Annotated in this window: 10 protein-coding genes and 3 pseudogenes; 9 read left to right on the top strand and 4 right to left on the bottom strand. The window is 71.0% G+C overall.

Translation table 11 applies throughout. From position 1 onward, the window contains the following. Nucleotides 1-74: 74 nt before the first annotated feature. The 6 genes and pseudogenes from VSR01_RS27455 to VSR01_RS27430 all read left to right on the top strand — a co-directional run. Nucleotides 75-1454, top strand: a complete 1380-nt coding sequence (locus tag VSR01_RS27455; RefSeq protein WP_326451768.1) for an ABC transporter permease — start codon at nucleotides 75-77, stop codon at nucleotides 1452-1454. A gap of 6 nt (nucleotides 1455-1460) precedes the next feature. Continuing rightward, a complete protein-coding gene (locus tag VSR01_RS27450; protein ID WP_326451767.1) occupies nucleotides 1461-2168 on the top strand; it encodes an ABC transporter ATP-binding protein in 708 nt (235 codons plus the stop codon). 329 nt (nucleotides 2169-2497) lie between these two features. Beyond that, complete coding sequence (locus VSR01_RS27445; protein ID WP_326451766.1) at nucleotides 2498-2935, top strand: MarR family winged helix-turn-helix transcriptional regulator; 438 nt, start codon at nucleotides 2498-2500, stop codon at nucleotides 2933-2935. Nucleotides 2936-3014: 79 nt separating this feature from the next. Next, nucleotides 3015-3572 (top strand): cysteine hydrolase family protein, encoded by a 558-nt coding sequence (locus VSR01_RS27440; protein ID WP_326451765.1) that lies wholly within the window; start codon nucleotides 3015-3017, stop codon nucleotides 3570-3572. A gap of 25 nt (nucleotides 3573-3597) precedes the next feature. Continuing rightward, the gene (locus VSR01_RS27435) at nucleotides 3598-4479 is read left to right on the top strand and encodes a hypothetical protein (RefSeq protein ID WP_326451764.1); all 882 of its coding nucleotides are present in this window, start codon (nucleotides 3598-3600) and stop codon (nucleotides 4477-4479) included. A gap of 173 nt (nucleotides 4480-4652) precedes the next feature. Further along, a pseudogene (locus tag VSR01_RS27430) lies at nucleotides 4653-5054 on the top strand (hypothetical protein); the annotation flags it as partial. 910 nt (nucleotides 5055-5964) lie between these two features. Here the strand turns inward: VSR01_RS27430 and VSR01_RS27425 are convergent. Further along, nucleotides 5965-6714 carry a replication-relaxation family protein gene (locus tag VSR01_RS27425; protein ID WP_326451763.1) on the bottom strand — a complete coding sequence of 250 codons (750 nt, stop codon included), beginning with the start codon at nucleotides 6712-6714 and terminating at the stop codon, nucleotides 5965-5967. Nucleotides 6715-7167: 453 nt separating this feature from the next. Between VSR01_RS27425 and VSR01_RS27420 the strand changes: the two genes are divergently transcribed. Both VSR01_RS27420 and VSR01_RS27415 read left to right on the top strand, forming a co-directional pair. Continuing rightward, nucleotides 7168-8079 carry a Kelch repeat-containing protein gene (locus tag VSR01_RS27420; protein WP_326451762.1) on the top strand — a complete coding sequence of 304 codons (912 nt, stop codon included), beginning with the start codon at nucleotides 7168-7170 and terminating at the stop codon, nucleotides 8077-8079. Nucleotides 8080-8490: 411 nt separating this feature from the next. After that, nucleotides 8491-9279: pseudogene (locus tag VSR01_RS27415) on the top strand (transposase family protein); the annotation flags it as partial. 205 nt (nucleotides 9280-9484) lie between these two features. On the opposite strand, the pseudogene VSR01_RS27410 reads toward VSR01_RS27415, so the two are convergent. The 3 genes and pseudogenes from VSR01_RS27410 to VSR01_RS27400 form a co-directional block, all read right to left on the bottom strand. After that, a pseudogene (locus VSR01_RS27410) lies at nucleotides 9485-10222 on the bottom strand (IS5 family transposase); the annotation flags it as partial. A 79-nt stretch (nucleotides 10223-10301) separates the two neighbouring features. After that, nucleotides 10302-10757, bottom strand: a complete 456-nt coding sequence (locus VSR01_RS27405) for a MarR family winged helix-turn-helix transcriptional regulator (protein WP_326451761.1) — start codon at nucleotides 10755-10757, stop codon at nucleotides 10302-10304. A gap of 69 nt (nucleotides 10758-10826) precedes the next feature. Then, nucleotides 10827-11726, bottom strand: coding sequence for an NADP-dependent oxidoreductase (locus tag VSR01_RS27400; RefSeq protein ID WP_326451760.1), 900 nt, complete (start codon nucleotides 11724-11726; stop codon nucleotides 10827-10829). Between the two features lie 457 nt (nucleotides 11727-12183). Here VSR01_RS27400 and VSR01_RS27395 point away from each other — a divergent pair, with 457 nt between their 5' ends. Continuing rightward, complete coding sequence (locus VSR01_RS27395; protein WP_326451759.1) at nucleotides 12184-16002, top strand: ricin-type beta-trefoil lectin domain protein; 3819 nt, start codon at nucleotides 12184-12186, stop codon at nucleotides 16000-16002. Nucleotides 16003-16277 lie beyond the last annotated feature (275 nt).

Raw genomic sequence — 16277 nt, 5'->3', positions numbered from 1 at the left:
CCGGCATTGACCGCACGACCGGTCAGCAACACCCGAACGGCCACCGACGGCCCGGACCGAGAAAGCCAGTCTCCATGAACTTCGTCAAACGCGCAGGCCTCAGCCTGTGGGCTCGCAAGGGCCGCACCCTCATCGTCTTCGCCGCTTTCCTCGTCATCTCCGTGATGGCCCTGGCCGGCGTCCTGATCAACGACGCGACGGCCCAGGCCGAGCAGGACGCCAAGCGCTCCGTGGGCGCCGAGGTCAACCTCGAGATGGATATGCGTCAGATGGCCAGTGGCGGCAGCATGCAGGCCCCGCGCATCGATGCCACGACCGTCGACAAGCTCGGGGCTCTCCCCCAGGTGCAGAAGTACACGTACTCGATGTTTGACCGCGCCATTCTCAAAGGCAAGTACACGTTGGTCGAGGGCGGCCCGGCCGACCCGATGGGCCCCGGCGGCACCGCGAGCGTCGGCATGCTCGACACCTCGCTGCTGCCCGACTTCCGCAACGGCAAGTTCAAGCTCCTGTCTGGTGAGCACCTCACGGTCGCCGACAAGGACAAGAAGCTGCTGCTGATCGAGGAGCGGCTGGCCAAGAAGAACGGTCTCAAGGTCGGCGACAAGATCACACTGACCGGCAACGACGAGAAGACAACGGCCGACTTCACTGTCGGCGGCATCTACCGCGACCCGCGCCCCAGCACCGAACCCGACACCGAATACGGCGTCAGCCCGGCCAACATGTTGTACGGGACGGTGGGCGGCCTCTCCGCACTCAACTCCGAAGGGAACGGACCGCTCCAGGTGAGCCAGGCGACCTTTCTCCTCCAGGACGCTGATATGCAGGGCGCGTTCGAGGAGAAGGCGAAGCGGATTGCCGGCTCGGCGCTCGACGGCTTCAAGCTGGATGTCAACGACAAGGCCATCCAACAGATGACGGGCCCACTCAAAAGCATCCGCTCCACGGCTACCGTCGCCATGTGGCTGATGGCCCTCGCCGGTGCGGCCGTGCTCGCCCTCCTGGTCAACCTCGCCGTCAAGCAACGCCGCAAAGAGTATGGCGTCCTGCTGGCGATGGGTGAGAAGAAGGGCAAGCTCATCGCCCAGCAGGCCCTGGAAATCCTCGTGGTCGCCGCCGTCGCCATCGGTCTGAGCTCCTTGTTCGCCCCGAGCCTGACCCAGAGCGCCAGTCAGTCGCTGCTCGGCGAAGAAGCCTCCTCCGCACAGAAGAAGATCGACTCGTGGAAGCCTCCGGCTCCCGGCAGCACCGGCATCGACCAGGGCATCGACCCGAATGACAAGCCTGTCGAGAATGCCGACCCCATCGACAAGATCACGGTGGTGCTCGCCCCGGCTGACCTCATCACCGTCGGAGCCGTCGGCCTCGGCATCGGCCTGCTCGCCACCGCGGTCCCGGCCGGCGCCGTGCTCCGCCTCAACCCCCGCGCCATCCTCACGAAGGGCAAATGACCCGTCATGACCAGCGCCATCATCACCTCACCGGTCCTGCGTCTCGCTGACGTCAGCCACACCTACTACGGCCAGCGCCGCAAAACCACCGTCCTCAAGAGCATCGACTGCACCTTCGAACGCGGCACCTTTTACGCCATCCTGGGCCCTTCCGGCAGTGGCAAAACCACCCTGCTCAGTCTCGCCAGCGGCCTCGACACCCCCACCTCCGGCGCGATCACCTTCGACGGCAAGGACCTCACCGCCCTGGGCCTGGGCCGCTACCGCAACAAGCACGCCGCCACGATCTTCCAGCAGTACAACCTCCTCCCCTACATGACGGCCCTCCAGAACGTCACCACCGCCATGGAAATCACCGGCACCAAACCAGCGACCGGAAGCCGAAAGGCCCACGCGCTGCAACTGCTTGAGAAGGTCGGCCTCGACAGGGCAATGGCCACCCGCAATGTGCTGCAGCTCTCCGGCGGCCAGCAGCAGCGCGTCGCCATCACTCGTGCCCTCGCGTGCGATGTCGACATCCTCTTCGCCGACGAACCCACCGGAAGCCTCGACGAGGACACCGCCCAGGGCATCATCGACACCTTCCGCGAACTCGCCCACGAACAGGGCAAATGCGTGGTCGTTGTCACTCACTCCCAACAACTGGCCGCCCAGTCCGACCACGTTCTCCACCTGCGCAAGGGCAAGCTCACGGGCCAGGCGAACGCTCGATAGAGGACGCGCGTTGTGTCAGGTGTGCACGGTGACCGGGGGGCCGACCGCGGGCGCGAAGGCGGTCTCGAAATCGTGCCGCGATCGCCGTGAACATACCGTCGCTCTGCTGGCCGAGCGCCACGCCCAGGCAGGCGGGCACACCGACCGCGATCGTCGCGGCGGCGCCGATCGGCCAGTCGCAGGACACGCCTGTTCGCGGCAGAGATAGGTCCGCGCGACGTTGCGCACCACATCGAGTGCTGTCAAGCAGCGACCCCTGGCCAGCTCGGCTGAGGGGAGGAACCCGCCCCCCGTTGACCTATGGAACATAGCTATTTAGCATAGCAAACATGCAGGATGCGGATATCGAACGACTACGCAATCAGCTCAAGCTGCTCCAGCACCGGATGCGCCGAGAGGCGCTTCCGGTCGCCGGACTCTCTCGGAGTGCGACCCGCGTGCTGGGTGCGGCGGCGCGCTCGGCGCAGACCCGGCCGGGCGATCTCACCGACCGGTTGCAGATGACCACCTCGAACATCGCCGCGGCCCTGCGGGAGCTCGAGGCGGCCGGACTGGTCTTTCGCGAACGGGACGAGCAGGACCGCCGGAAGGTCCGCGTCGTCCTGACACCCCAGGGCCAGGACGTGGTCGCACAAAGCCGGCGCGAACGCGACTCCTGGCTCGGCCAGGCCATCGAGACGGTCCTCGACCCCGAAGAGCAGGACCTTCTACTGCGGGCCGGGAACTTGCTCCAACGCATCGCCGGATACGAGCCACCCCAGTCCTGAACACCCCCGTGGAGCACCGCGCGGACCGCGCCCCACGGGGCCCGCGACGAATCGACGCCAACGCAAAGGAACCGACCCCGTGCCCCTCTCCACCATCGACCCCACCCCGGCCCTGATCGTCGTCGACCTGCAAAAGGGTGTGACCGCGCGGCCAGAGATGAAGCCGGTTCTGGACAACTCGGTCTCCCTGGCCTCAGCCTTCCGCGAACGCGGCTTCCCTGTCGTGCTGGTCACCGTCGACGGCGGCGCGCCAGGACGAACCGACGCGCACCAGGCCGCCGACGGCCGGGGCTCGCGGCAGCGCCCGGCCGACTATGCCGAACTCGCCCCCGAGCTGGGCCCCCAGCCCGGGGATCTGCGCATCACCAAGCAGCGCTGGGGCGCGTTCACCGGCACCGATCTTGACCGGTACCTGCGTGAGCACGATGTCACCCAGGTCGTCGTCACCGGGGTGGCTACCAGCATCGGCGTCGAATCCACCGCGCGCTCAGCGCACGAACTCGGCTACCACGTCGTGCTCGCCACCGATGCCATGACCGACGCGAACCCCGACGCCCACGCCAACAGCATCTCGCGGATCTTCCCCCGCATGGGCGAGACCGCCGCCACCGCCGAAATCCTCACCGCCCTGCACTGACCGCGTCGCGAAAGGCACCGCCCCCATGAAGACCGTCATCACCTCCGACGTCCCCGTCCGCGCCCAGGACCCGGCCAGGGCCGCACGACCCGGCTCCATCCTGCGCCAGACCCTGTTCGCGGAGACCGCCGAGGACTCCCTCAGCTTCCGCCTGATCCGCAGCCAATACCAAGGCGGAGACCTCGCCTTCGAGTCCCCCCGCCACCACCACACCTTCCAGCAGCTGCGCTGGACCGAGACCGGTTCCGTCAACTACGCCCCCGACCAGAACATCGACGAGGGCGACCTCGCCTACTTCCCCCGCGGCGCCTACTACGGCCCGCAGCGCAAGGACCACGGAGCCGCGTTCCTGCTTCAGTACGGCTTCGGCGAAGAATTCCTCCACGCCAGGGCCCGGAACCGCGACAACAACGCCGAGACCGAAGCAGTCCTTGAGCGCCTGCGCGAGACCGGCACCTTCGAAGGCGGCCGGTACACCGACACCGACCCGGAAACCGGACGACCGCGCACCCGCGATTCCGTCGAGGCCATTTACGACGCGCGCACCAACGGCCGCCACACCGTGCCGGCAGCGGGATACCCCACCCCCATCCCCATGCACCCAGCCGCCTTCGCCTACTACCAGGCCGCGCACGGCATCGAAATCAAGCACCTCGGAAGCTTCTACGACCACGCCGGCCCCAACGCCGACCTGCACATCTCCATCGTGCGCCTGACCGACAACGCGGCCTACACCTTCACCCCCGAACGCACCCAGATCGCCTGGACCACCAACGACGGCCTGCGCGTCGACGGCACGGCCCACCCCAAGCTCACCTGCCTCTACAGTCCCCGCGGGCAGCGCGACGACGTCACCGGCGTCGACGGCGTGGAAATCCTCGTGCTCGACATGCCCCGCCTGGACTGACCGCCGCACCGAAAGACCCCATCTCATGGCTTCCGCCACACCGCTCGCCCTGCTCGGGATGATCTTGTGAGGCAAGCGCGCAGGCCTGGAACACAGCGTCCAGCGCGCACTCGAACTCGCCACGGCGAACACCATGCCCCTGACCTCCGCCTCGTTCGCCCTTACCCCGCCGCCACGGCGGACGCCGCATCGGCGGCTCGAACACCTCACCCGCCCTCACCTGGCACGCCCCGGAGGCGACCCGCGAACTCCTGCTGGTCATGAAGGCCCCCGACGCCTCGACCAGCCGCCCCGTCATCCACACCGCCGCGCTCATTCCGGGGATGATCAGCCAGCTGCGGGAAGGCGAACTCGTGCCCGGGCACCCCCACCTGCGCCACATCCCCGCCTACCGGCAGCGCACCGGCTGCCACGGCCCGGGGCCGGTCCCGGGCCACGGCACCCACCAGTACGGTTCCACCTGTTCGCACTCGACCACGCCGTTCCCCAAACCGCGAAGTTCACTGAATTCGCCGACGTCCTCCAGCACCCCACAGGACACGTCCTGGCTCACGGCATGCTCATCGGCACCATGAAGGCGTGACACCCCGCACCAGGCCCCGCCCGGGGACGGTGATCCGGGCCGCAGACAGCAGCGCGCGCACATTCTCGCGAAGACGATCCGCGCACCCCCGCGGGCATCGTGCACGGCATCGGCCAACGGAAGGTAGCTCGATCGCGTCGACGCCGCGGTGACCGTGGCCGATTTCGCGCCGGCGCGGCGCACTGGGCGCACCTTGATCATGCTCGGCGACAAGGCCGTGCCGGCGTCTGCCAAGCCCGGATGGGGGCCGAACGGGCGGACTCGCCGCCCGAGGACCACACCGTCCCCCTGGTGAAGGGCCGCGCCGGTCCCGAAACCCGCCGCACGCCGCCGCGAAGACCGGCGGTCGCCCCACGCCAAGAGCGGATTCACCTCCGGCGCGGTCCGCCGTGCCAGTTCGACAGGGTGATCTCCAGGATGAGCGCCTCCGCGGCCACCCCGGCCTTCGGTCCTTCATGACCAGGCGCAGGCCAAGTAGTACTTCACCGCGCCGGGAATCGGGAAGCTGTGCGGAGCAGATCCGGCAGCCGGCGCGGCCCTGGTAGAGCAGCGCGTTGACCATCTCCCGCGTCGTGTACCAACCGTGTTGGTCGCTGACCGAGGGATGCGCGGCCTTCCGCGCGGTGATCACCGGCTCGCCAGCGCCCGATGCTCGTCAAACAGGTCGGCGGTATGGGGTTTGCGCAGTTCACGGCGACCAGCCCGACACGCCTACGGCCCCGTCAGCTTTGGATGCCGAGCTGCCACACGTTCAGGTGACGACACCTACGCACGCACAACCCTTCTCAGATGCCCGCTGCAATTGCCCGGGTGGGGGCTGTGATTGCCGGGGCGGGGTGACCGGGGAGCCGCGCCACGAGGACCCGGCGGATCTCGGGGCCCGCCTTCGACGTGCAGCAGGCTCATCCCAGGGGCAGCACCGGCGGCAGCCGCCAGGGCGCCGTTGTCACCCCGAAGCCCCCGGCGACCGGCTGAAGCTTCGTCGGCCGGTCGCGCGCGCAGTGGACGACGTCCGGCCGCCCGGGCAGGCCGGGCCAGACGCCGAGCAGCCGCTGGAACAGCAGAACCACCCGGGCCAGGAGTGCGTGCGGGGAGAAGGCGCCGGACCGGTTGCGGACCGGCGGCCTGGGCCAGGAACTCCGCCTCCCGGGTCTGCGGCGTGGCGCGGCGCGGGCGAACACCACCAGCAGCTGCGGGAACGCCCGCTCCAGGTCGTGGCCGGCGTAGTGCTCTTGCCAGTGGTTGCTCGGCGCGGGGGCGGCGTTGCCACGCCCCGACGGCGGCGCAGTGCGGTAGGCGGCGTAGCGGTCGACCTTCGCCGACAGGTGGGCGTTAGACATCGTGCCGCGGTCCAGTTCCACGAACGCGCACCGCCCCGTGGCGAGCAGCACCACGGCGCCGGGGATCAGCGGCCCGGCCGGTGTCGGATGCGCCGCCTCCCGCTGCCAGTCCCCCGCGTCGGCCGCGTCCGCGGAGTGGAAGGCGAGGACGGTGTCGACCACGGCCAGCCCGCGCTCGCGCAGGCCCGTCTTCGCCGACGCCTTGCCTCCCGTGGTCCGGCCGCCGACCGACCCCGCCCCGTTGAAACGCGGGCAGTAGTCCGGACGCGCGCACCGCGCGTCGCTCGCCGCCTCGTCGGCCGGGACGAGCACGAACTGTCGTCCGCCGCGCGACAGTTGCGTTTACGGTTGCCACCCGGCGGCGAGGTGCCGGCAATCTACCCGCGCCGCTGGGCCGTGCCGCGTGCTGATCGTGGCGGTGCCGCTGCAGCCCAGGAACCCGCAGCGCGGCGAGGGACTCGACGATCCCCAAGCGGTGCCAGCTGTTGCTGCCGCCAAAAACAGGCTTCGCCCGCAGGGGGCGAGGGAGGCTGGCCAGAACCGGCCAGCCACGATACCCATCTGGTATCGGATCTCCTGGTTCGGTATTGGACGCTGACCATGAGTCACCCCCACAGTCGGGCCATGCCTCTTTCGCGACGAAGCGCCCTGAGCGCACTGGCGGGACTGTCGATGACCGCCGTCGGTCTGGCTACGTCCCGCAACAGCGCCCAGGCTGTGGGGCCCGCTGCCGACGACCGCGGCCAGTGGCGGGCCAGGACACCAATGCCGCTGGCCCGTGCCGAGGTCGGGGCCGCCGCGCTCGACGGCCGCCTGTATGTCGTCGGCGGCACCCTCCAGCGTGACAACGCGGCACCGGTGTGGAAATCGGATGTGGTCACCAGCTACGATCCGCGCACTGACCGGTGGTCGTCACACGCACCGCTGCCACGCCCGCTCACCCACGTCGGGGTGGCCGCCCTCGACGGAAGACTGTACGCCTTCGGCGGGTTCACCGACGCGGTGCACCTGAACCCGCAACCGGTGGCCTATGTCTACCACCCGGCCAGGGACCGGTGGAGCCGGCTGCCCGACATGCCCCAGAAGCTCGGATCGGTCGCTGTCGCCGCCGTGGACGGCAAGCTCCACCTCATCGGCGGGCGTGAATCCACGTCGGTCGTCACGACTCCGGACCCCCCGGTCTCAATGGGATTCGGCACGGTGAACAGCCATTTCGTGTACGACCCACGACGGCGTCAATGGTCCACCGCACAGCCGCTGCCCGGCGAACCTCGCGATCACGCAGGCATCGCGGTCCTCGGCTGCGACATCCACGTGTTCGGCGGCAGGGTGGCCGACGTGACCGACAATTTGACCCGCCACGACGTCTACCACACCGGCACGGGCCGCTGGACCACGGCGGCACCGCTTCCGGCACCCCGGTCGGCCGGGGCCGCGGTCGTCCTCAACGGTCGCATTGTCTACGCCGGAGGCGAATGCAGCTCCGCTGGAGCCACCTTCGGCGACGTGGCCGTCTACGACCCAGAGTCCGACATCTGGTCCGCCGGGAGCCCCCTGCCCCAGAGCCGACACGGATTCGGCGCCGGCGCGCTGCGCGGCCGCGCCTATTTCGCCGCAGGCTCCCCCACCTGCGGTGGCGGCGCCTCAAAGGACACGCTGGAGCTGCATCTGGGGTAGTCCGCGATGGTGCCCGCCTGTCGTCACCGGCCAAAACCGAGTGCGACGTCCCTGACGGCTCCGCAATCGACTCGGTCAGCCTGCAAGCGATGAAAGGTTCCCTTCCGCGGCTGCGGAAGGGAACCTCGTCGAACGACGCCCCCCGCGACCCACGTAGCCCCGCACTCCGGACACTCAGCCCGGCCGGCACCGCCCAGTTCCGCGGCCACCTGCTTGCGCGGTTGCTTCTTCGGAAATGGTGAGACGGGTTGGAGCTGAGCCGGGGGTTAGTCCCGGCGTTCGGGTTTGGTGCCCGCATAGAAGGACGACCACCGGCTGATCGGTGAACGTCTTGACCATCGCGCGCAGCAGTTTGGGACTCGATCCCCAAGCTGCGGTTCGGCAGCTGTGGCGAAGTGATCCACGTTCGTGATGAGTGGAATCACCACGCCAACGACGAGGGGCCCTGCCTTGTCGTGCCACCCTGGACGCCCCGTACGAGCTCGTCGAGTATGTTTCCTGGCTGCTGTACGAGCACCGCCGGGCCTCCAACACCCGCTGGCGCAAGCTCGGCTGCTTCAAACGGGCGCTCCTCACACTGGTCCACCTGCGCAAGAACGAGACATTCTCCCAGCTCGAAGCGGGCTTCGCGATTCCAGGCCCCCGCCCGGCGCTACGTCGACCAGGCGGCGGACGGACTGGTTTTCTGGGCGCCCGGCCTGCACGAAGCCCTCACTGGTCTCGGTGAGGCGACCACGTCATCGTTGACGGCACCCTGATCTTTATCGACCGCATCACCGCGGACGAGCCGTGCTATCACAAAAACACAAGAAGCACGGCATGAACCTCCAGGTCATCGCCACCCCGGACGGCACGCCCCTGTGGTTCTCACGCGCGTCGCCGGGCCGCATGCACGACCTGACCTCCGCACGGGCCCACGGCATCGTCCAAGCCTGCCTGACCCGGCAGAATTTTCGTGCTCGCGGATTGCGCCTACCAAGGCGCCTGCGCCACCTTTCGCACCCCCTCCTACCAGCACCACGAACAACCTGAGCACTACCAGCAGTTCAACCGGGACCAAGCCCGCCTACGGGCCCCGGTGAGTGGGCCTTCGCCCGGCTGAAGTCCTGGCGCATCCTGCGCCGAGCACGCTGCTCCACCCGCCACATCAGCCGCGTCGTCCAAGCCGTACACGTACTCCTGGCCTGCGACCGTTCAGGATGCAAGAGGCTCACTGAGCTTCTTCGAGGTGGCCACCGGTCGAGCGAGGCCCTCGGGCTGTTGATCCAGATGTCTGACGTCTATCAAAAGCTTGCATCCGCGAAGACATCGTGAAACGGGATGCCGCAGCAGTAGCACTCGGTGGGCCCTTGCATTCCCTCTTTCAATCCATGCCATCGAAGGATTCTTTTACGAACTCGCCGGAGGTGCGCTCGACAACCCAGCGGTAGGTGCCCAGGCCCGTTCCATACCGGGTGCCGCGGCGGGCGGTGGCCGGCACGATGCGGCGGGCGCGGACCTGGTAGCGGTAGGTGTCGTGGTCGTAGCCGCGGTCGGCGAACAGCGAGTCGGGCTTGCGGCGGGGCGCCCGCGCCGACCTCTGATCGCAGGGATGGCATCGATCAGCGGCAGGAGCCGGGTGACGTCGTTACGGTTTCGGCCGGTGAGGATGACGGCCAGCGGTGTGCCGTCCCGTCGGTGATCAGGTGGTGTTTCGTAGCCCGGTCGGCCCCGGTCGACTGGCGAGGGGCCAGTGTGGCGCCCCCCTTCTAGCGCCCTGACGTGCGAGGAGGCGACCACAGCTCTCGACCGGTCCAGCCGGGCGGCCAGGTTCAGCTCAGCCAGCAGGACTCCGTGGAGACCCTGCCACACCCCGGCCTCGTTCCAGTCCCGCAGCCGCCGCCAGCACGTCATCCCCGGCCCGGACCCCAGTTCCCGCGGCAGGTGCTCCCACTGGAAACCGGTGTGCAGCACGAACGAGAGCCCGCACAGCACCTCACGGTCCGGAACCGGTCTGCCGCCCGGACAGCGGACCGCCGGTCCCTTTTCGGTAGCAGCGGTTCGATCCGTTCCCGCAGCTCATCCGACACCAACCATGGCGAGGTTCCCACAACCGCCCAACGACCGACTCGTCCGCCGGGCACGGCCACCACGACCGATCCATCTCATTGCGCCAGCCCCTGTAAGGCCGCAGTGCCGCGGATCGCCGCGGATCGCCGCGGGGCTCTCGGGGCGCCGGGGCGCTATGCGGACTGCGGCGTGTGCGCCGTGAGGACCTTCGCCAGGAGCGCGTGCAGGCGGGTGCGCTCGTCCGCGTCCAGGGCCGACAGCAGTTCGTCCTGGGCCCTGTCCGCGTTGAGCTGGATCTGCTCCAGGTAGCGCAGGCCGGCCTGGATGGTGACGAGGTTCCTGCGGCGGTTGGCGGGGTCGACCCGGCGGTCCACGTGGCCGCCGGCCTGGAGCCGGCCGACGATGCCGCTGACGTCGTTGCGGTCCAGGCCCAGCCGCCTGCCGAGGTCGGCCTGGCTCAGTGCGCCGTACTCCTCCAGCGCGGCGAGCACGGCGAAGTCGGAGCGCGCCGTCAACGGCATGTGCCGGGCGGTCGTCCTGGCCCCGATCGTGGAGACCTTGTTCGCCTGCCAGCTGGTGAGCGCCTGCAGTCGCGCCGGGGGCCGCAGGTCGTCGTCGGCGTCGCTCATGGCCCCCACTATAAACGTTGGCCCGTCCAACACATGAGCGTTCGGGCCGGGCCTGCCGGCGCCGGCTGTTCAGCCGACCAGCAGCACCAGCTTCCCGCGCACCCCGCCCGCCTCGCCGACGCGGTGCGCCTGCGCGATGTCGGCGAGCGGGAAGGTCCGCGCGACCGGGAGCGAGAAGCGCCCGGACTCGACCAGTGCGCCGATTCCGGCCAGCGCGTGGACCGCGCGGCCCGTGTCCCCGCGGCTGAACCTCACTCCGTGCTCGCGCGCACCCGCGAAGTCGGCGACCGTGACGACGTGTTCCGGGCCGCCCGCCAGCCCGATCAGCTCGGCCAGCACGCCGCTCCCGGCGACGTCGAGCGCCAGGTCGACGCCGCCCGGCGCGAGCGCGCGGACCCGCTCGGCGAGTCCCTCCCCGTAGGCCACCGGCTCGGCGCCCAGCGAGCGCAGGTACTCGTGGTTGGCGGGGCTCGCGGTGCCGATCACGCGGGCGCCGCGTGCCACGGCGAGCTGGACCGCCGCGCTGCCCACGTTTCCCGAGGCGCCGTTGACCAGGAGCGTGCCGCCCCGGACGCCGAGCTGGTCGAGCGCGCGGGTGGCGGTCTCGACGGCGGCCGGCAGCGCTGCGGCGCCGGCGAAGTCGAGCGACGGCGGGACGGGCGCGTAGTGCGCCAGCACCGCCGACTCGGCCTGGGCGGTCCCGTCGTCGCAGAAGCCGAACACCCGCTCACCGACGGCCACGTCGACGACGCCCTCGCCCAGCAGGTCGACGACGCCCGCGGCCTCGTAGCCGAGCGTCTGCGGCAGCTCCGGGTCCATCAGGCCCTGGCGCTTCTTCCAGTCGCTGGCGTTGATCCCCGCCGCGCGCACCGCGATCCGCACCTGCCCGGGCCCCGGGCGCGGATCGGGAAGGTCCACGATCTCCAGGACCTCCGGGCCGCCGAACCGGCGGAAGCGGGCTGCCTTCATCACGTGCTCCGTTCTGTCCGAGGCGCCACGCCCGGCGCCCCACGCCCGCCACGCCCGAGGCGTCACGCCGGGCGCCCCGAGTGTCCCCGCGCGCTCCCGGCCCTCGGCGCCTGCTGGCCGACGAACACTGTTCGTCGGCCACCACCGTACGTCATCCGCGCGCCGTACCCCGCGCGGGCTCGCGGCGTCCGGAGCGCATCTGGCCGGGACACCGCCCCTTCGCCCCGCGGGGGGAGTCGAGGGGGAGTCGAACGGCCGCGCCGTGGGCAGAGATGGTACGGACCACGCGCGTCGCCCACTCCGTCCGCGGTTCCACCGGAAAAGCGTCGGTCTCCCCCCACTGTCGACTCTCCCGACGAAGGACGGACACCATGGAACTCCGGCATGTGCGCAGACGGCTCCGGTTCAGGCCGGGCCGGCCAGGGCCGCGGCGGCCCTGTCGGGACTCGTCGTCGCGATGGCGTTGTCCGCGACGGCGATACCCACGACGACGGCGACCGCCTCCGCCGGCGGCACGGCCCGGCCGGCAGCGGCCGGCAGCGCCGCGGCGGGTCCGTGGACGCTGTCGACCACGGACACCGGCAGCGGCTACACCCCGACGTTCATCGGCAACGGCTACCTCGCGGCCCGGGTGCCGGCCGAGGGCGCCGGCTTCTCCGCGAACCCGATCACCTCCGAGAGCGAACTCGCCGGGTTCTACGCCGATCCGCCCGCAGAGACCGACTGGTCCGAGATCAGGGCCGACCTCCCCACCTGGACCACGCTCGGGCTGACCGCCGGCGCCGACGCGTACGGCAACCTGCCGGTCTGCCGGTACGGCACGCTCTGCCAGGCCGCCGCCGGCGAGTTGTCCGGCGGCGCCACTCCCGCGAGCGACCACGGCGGCGCGGTGGGCCGGCTGTTCGCCGCGGGGTTCGGCTACGGGTCGCCGAACGTGGGCGCCACCGTCACCGTGCCGATCGCCCAGAGCGTCGCCGGCGCCGCGACGATCGCCATCAGGTACGCCAACGGCAACGGCGCCGCCGAGACGGTGTCGGTGAGCGTCGACGGCGGCGCGCGGCGGCAGGTGACGCTCCCGGCGACGGCCGACTGGAACACCTGGGGCACCGTGACGGTTCCGGCCACGCTGAACGCGGGGAACAACAGCGTCGCCCTGACCGTCGGCTCCGGCGACACCGGCCAGGTGAACGTCGACACGGTGGCCGCGTACCCGGCCGGGGCCGCGGCGCCCACCACCGTCTCCACGCTCCAGGCCGGCACCCGGTCCGGCTACCGGCAGACGCTGGACCTGCGCACGGGGACGCTCACGACGTCCTTCACCTGGACCGCGCCGTCGGGCCGCGCGACCGACTTCACGTACACCGTGCACGCCGACCGGAGCAACGCCCACGTCGGCATGGTCGGCATGTCCTTCACCCCGCACTGGAGCGGGCAGGCGACCGTCGTCGACGCGCTCGACGAACGCGGGCTGAACGGCTCCTCGGCCGCCGCCCCCTCCGTCGACACCCGGAACGGCGTCCTCACCGAGACCGTCACCGCCGACGGCACCGGCGTCACCGCCGCGATCGCGTCGGTGCTCAGGCTCGGCGGCTCGACGTCGCCGACGGCCACCACCGCGGCGGACGGCGCCGCGTCCGGGCAGAGCGCGCAGCTGAACGTGGTCGCCGGCACGACCTACACGGCGACGAAGTTCGTCGGCGTGGCCGCGAGCGACGACGGCGGGCCCGCAGCGGCGAGCACCGCCCCGCAGGGCACCGCGCTGAACCAGGCGACCGCGGCCGCGAACCTCGGCGCCGCCGGGGTCGCCGCCCGCAACGACCAGTCCTGGTCCGGGCTGTGGAGCGCCGACATATCCGTTCCCGGCGACGACGCGCTCACCGGGGAGATCCGCGCCTCCCTGTTCTACCTGCTGGAGAGCAACCGGGCCGACGTGCCGTGGCCGAGCCCGCCCGGCGGGCTGTCCTCGGACAGTTACAACGGCCATGTGTTCTGGGACATGGAGACCTGGATGTACCCGGCGCTGCTGGCCCAGCACCCGGACGTCGCCAAGGCCACCGACACCTACCGGCAGGCCCTGCTCGGGCAGGCCAGGGCCAACGCGTCGACCTGCGCCCCCGCGGGCCGGACGACCACCGGCGCCCGGTATCCGTGGGAGAGCGGCATCACCGGCCGGGACGCCTACCACGGGCCCGGCGCGTACTGCGACGAGCTGCACGTGTCGGCCGACATCGCGCTCGCGCAGTGGCAGTACTACCTGGCCACCGGTGACTCGTCCTGGCTGGCCGGCAAGGCGTGGCCGGTGCTCAGCGGGATCGCGGACTTCTGGGCGTCGCGCGCCGTGCGGGACCCGAACGTGTCCGGCGGCTACCGGATCCTGGACGTCATGGGCCCCGACGAGTACCACGACCACGTCGACGACAGCGCCTACACCAACGCCGCGGCGCGGTCGGTGCTGACCATCGCCGCCCGCGCGGCGCAGATCACCGGCAACGCCGCGGCCCCGGCGTGGACCGCCGTGGCCGACGGCCTGGAGATCCCCTTCGACTCCGCCGCCCAGCGCCACCCCGAGTACGCCGGGTATCCGGCCGGCCAGACCGTCAAGCAGGCCGACGTCACCATGCTGCAGTACCCGTGGAGCGTGGCGATGCCGGGGACGGTGGCGCGCGACGACCTCGACTACTACAGCTCCGTCACCGATCCCGACGGGCCGTCGATGACCGACTCGATCGCGTCGATCGACGCGGCCGCCCTGCCCGCCGACCGGTGCGACGCGTACACGTATCTGAAGCGCAGCGTGGACCCGTTCGTGGGGGCGCCGTTCGACCAGTTCCACGAGACGCGCACCGGCGGGGCGTTCACCTTCACGACCGGCGCCGGCGGGTTCCTCCAGGAGCTGGAGTACGGGTTCACCGGGCTGCGCTGGGACCAGAACGCGGTCCTGCTCGATCCCTCGCTGCCGCCGCAGATCCCCGAACTGGACCTGACCGGCCTGCGGTGGCACGACAGCACCTACGCGCTGGCGATCACCCCGGCGGGCACCACGATCACCGTCACCGGCGGCCCGGCCCTGCCGGTGGCCGTCGCGGGCGGCGCGACCCGGACGGTGAGCCCGGGAACCCCGCTGACCGTGGCGACGCGGACCTTCGCCGGCTCGTCGGACGCCGCCGCGTGCAAGCCCGTGACGGCCTCCCACGCCGACCCCAGCTATCCGGCGCAGGGCGCGGTCGACGGCGGGCCCGGCACGGCCTGGCACGCCGCGGCCGCCGGCGCGAGCCTGACGATCGACCTGGGCGCGCCGACCCGGCTCGACGCGGTCCGGGTCGAGTCGGACGGCCCGACGACGGCGTACACGGTCGAGGGCTCCGACGACGGCAGCACCTGGACGGCGCTCGCGCGCCAGGCGGCGATCGCGAGTGCGAGCAGCACGGCCGCGTTCCCCACCGCGGTCCACCGCTACATCCGCTACCAGGCCGACCCCTCGGCCACCGCGCAGGTCCGCGAGATCAGCGTTCCCCCGGCGGTCCAGCAGATCCGCCTGGGCGCCCAGGGCCTGTGCGCCGACGACCGCGGAGGCGGCGGGCAGTCGGGCGACGCGGTCCAGGCCTACTTCTGCAACGGCACGTCGGCGCAGGGGTGGACCGCACCGTCCGACGGGACCGTCCGGGCGCAGGGGCTGTGCCTGGACGTGCGCAACAGCGGCACCGGCAGCGGCACGCCGGTCCAGCTCTACACCTGCAACGGCACCGGCGCGCAGCGCTGGCAGGCGCAGTCCGACGGGGAGATCGTCAATCCGCAGTCCGGCCGGTGCCTGACCGATCCCGGCTCCGGCCCGTCCGGCACCGGACTGGACATCGAGGACTGCGGGCACGCCGCCGGCCAGACCTGGGTCCAGCGGGCGCCGGTGGGCCCGACGACCGGCTATCAGGGCCTGTGCCTGGACGTCCGGGACGCCGACCCGACCGACTTCGACCCGGTCCAGGTCTACACCTGCAACGGCACCTTCGCCCAGCAGTGGACCCTGGCGTCGGACTACACGCTGCGGGCGTACGGCAAGTGCCTGGACGTGAACAACGCGGGCACCGCCGCGGGCACGACCGTGGACCTCTACTGGTGCAACGGCACGCCCGCACAGCAGTGGCAGCCGCGGGCCGACGGCGAGCTGGTCAACCCGAACTCCGGGCTGTGCCTGACCGATCCCGGATTCGGCGCCTCCGGCACCCGGCTGGACATCGAGTCCTGCGCCGCCGCCGGCGACCAGGTCTGGAACCTGCCCTGACAGCGCGCCACACCTGCCGGCGGCAGCGACGCCGGCAGGTGTGGCGCTGGCCCAGGTCCGGTGCCGGCCCAGGCCCACCTGGCCCAGGTCCGGTGCCGGCCCGGGTGTGGCGCCGGTCACGGGGGGGGTGTCCTTCGGGCGGCGTCGGGTGGCTGCGACCGCGCGGCGTCTGCCAGGATGGTGAAGAGGGAGCAATGCTCCGATTCACAGCGTACGGAGCATTGCTCCAGTCCACCAGCGAAGGCCCTCCCCGATGCCCACACCCCCGACCGCGC

The sequence above is a fragment of the Actinacidiphila sp. DG2A-62 genome, from assembly GCF_035825295.1.
Taxonomy (GTDB): Bacteria; Actinomycetota; Actinomycetes; order Streptomycetales; family Streptomycetaceae; genus Actinacidiphila.
The sequence above is the reverse complement of the archived record's forward strand: the minus strand, read 5'-3'. Positions and strand labels throughout refer to the sequence as shown.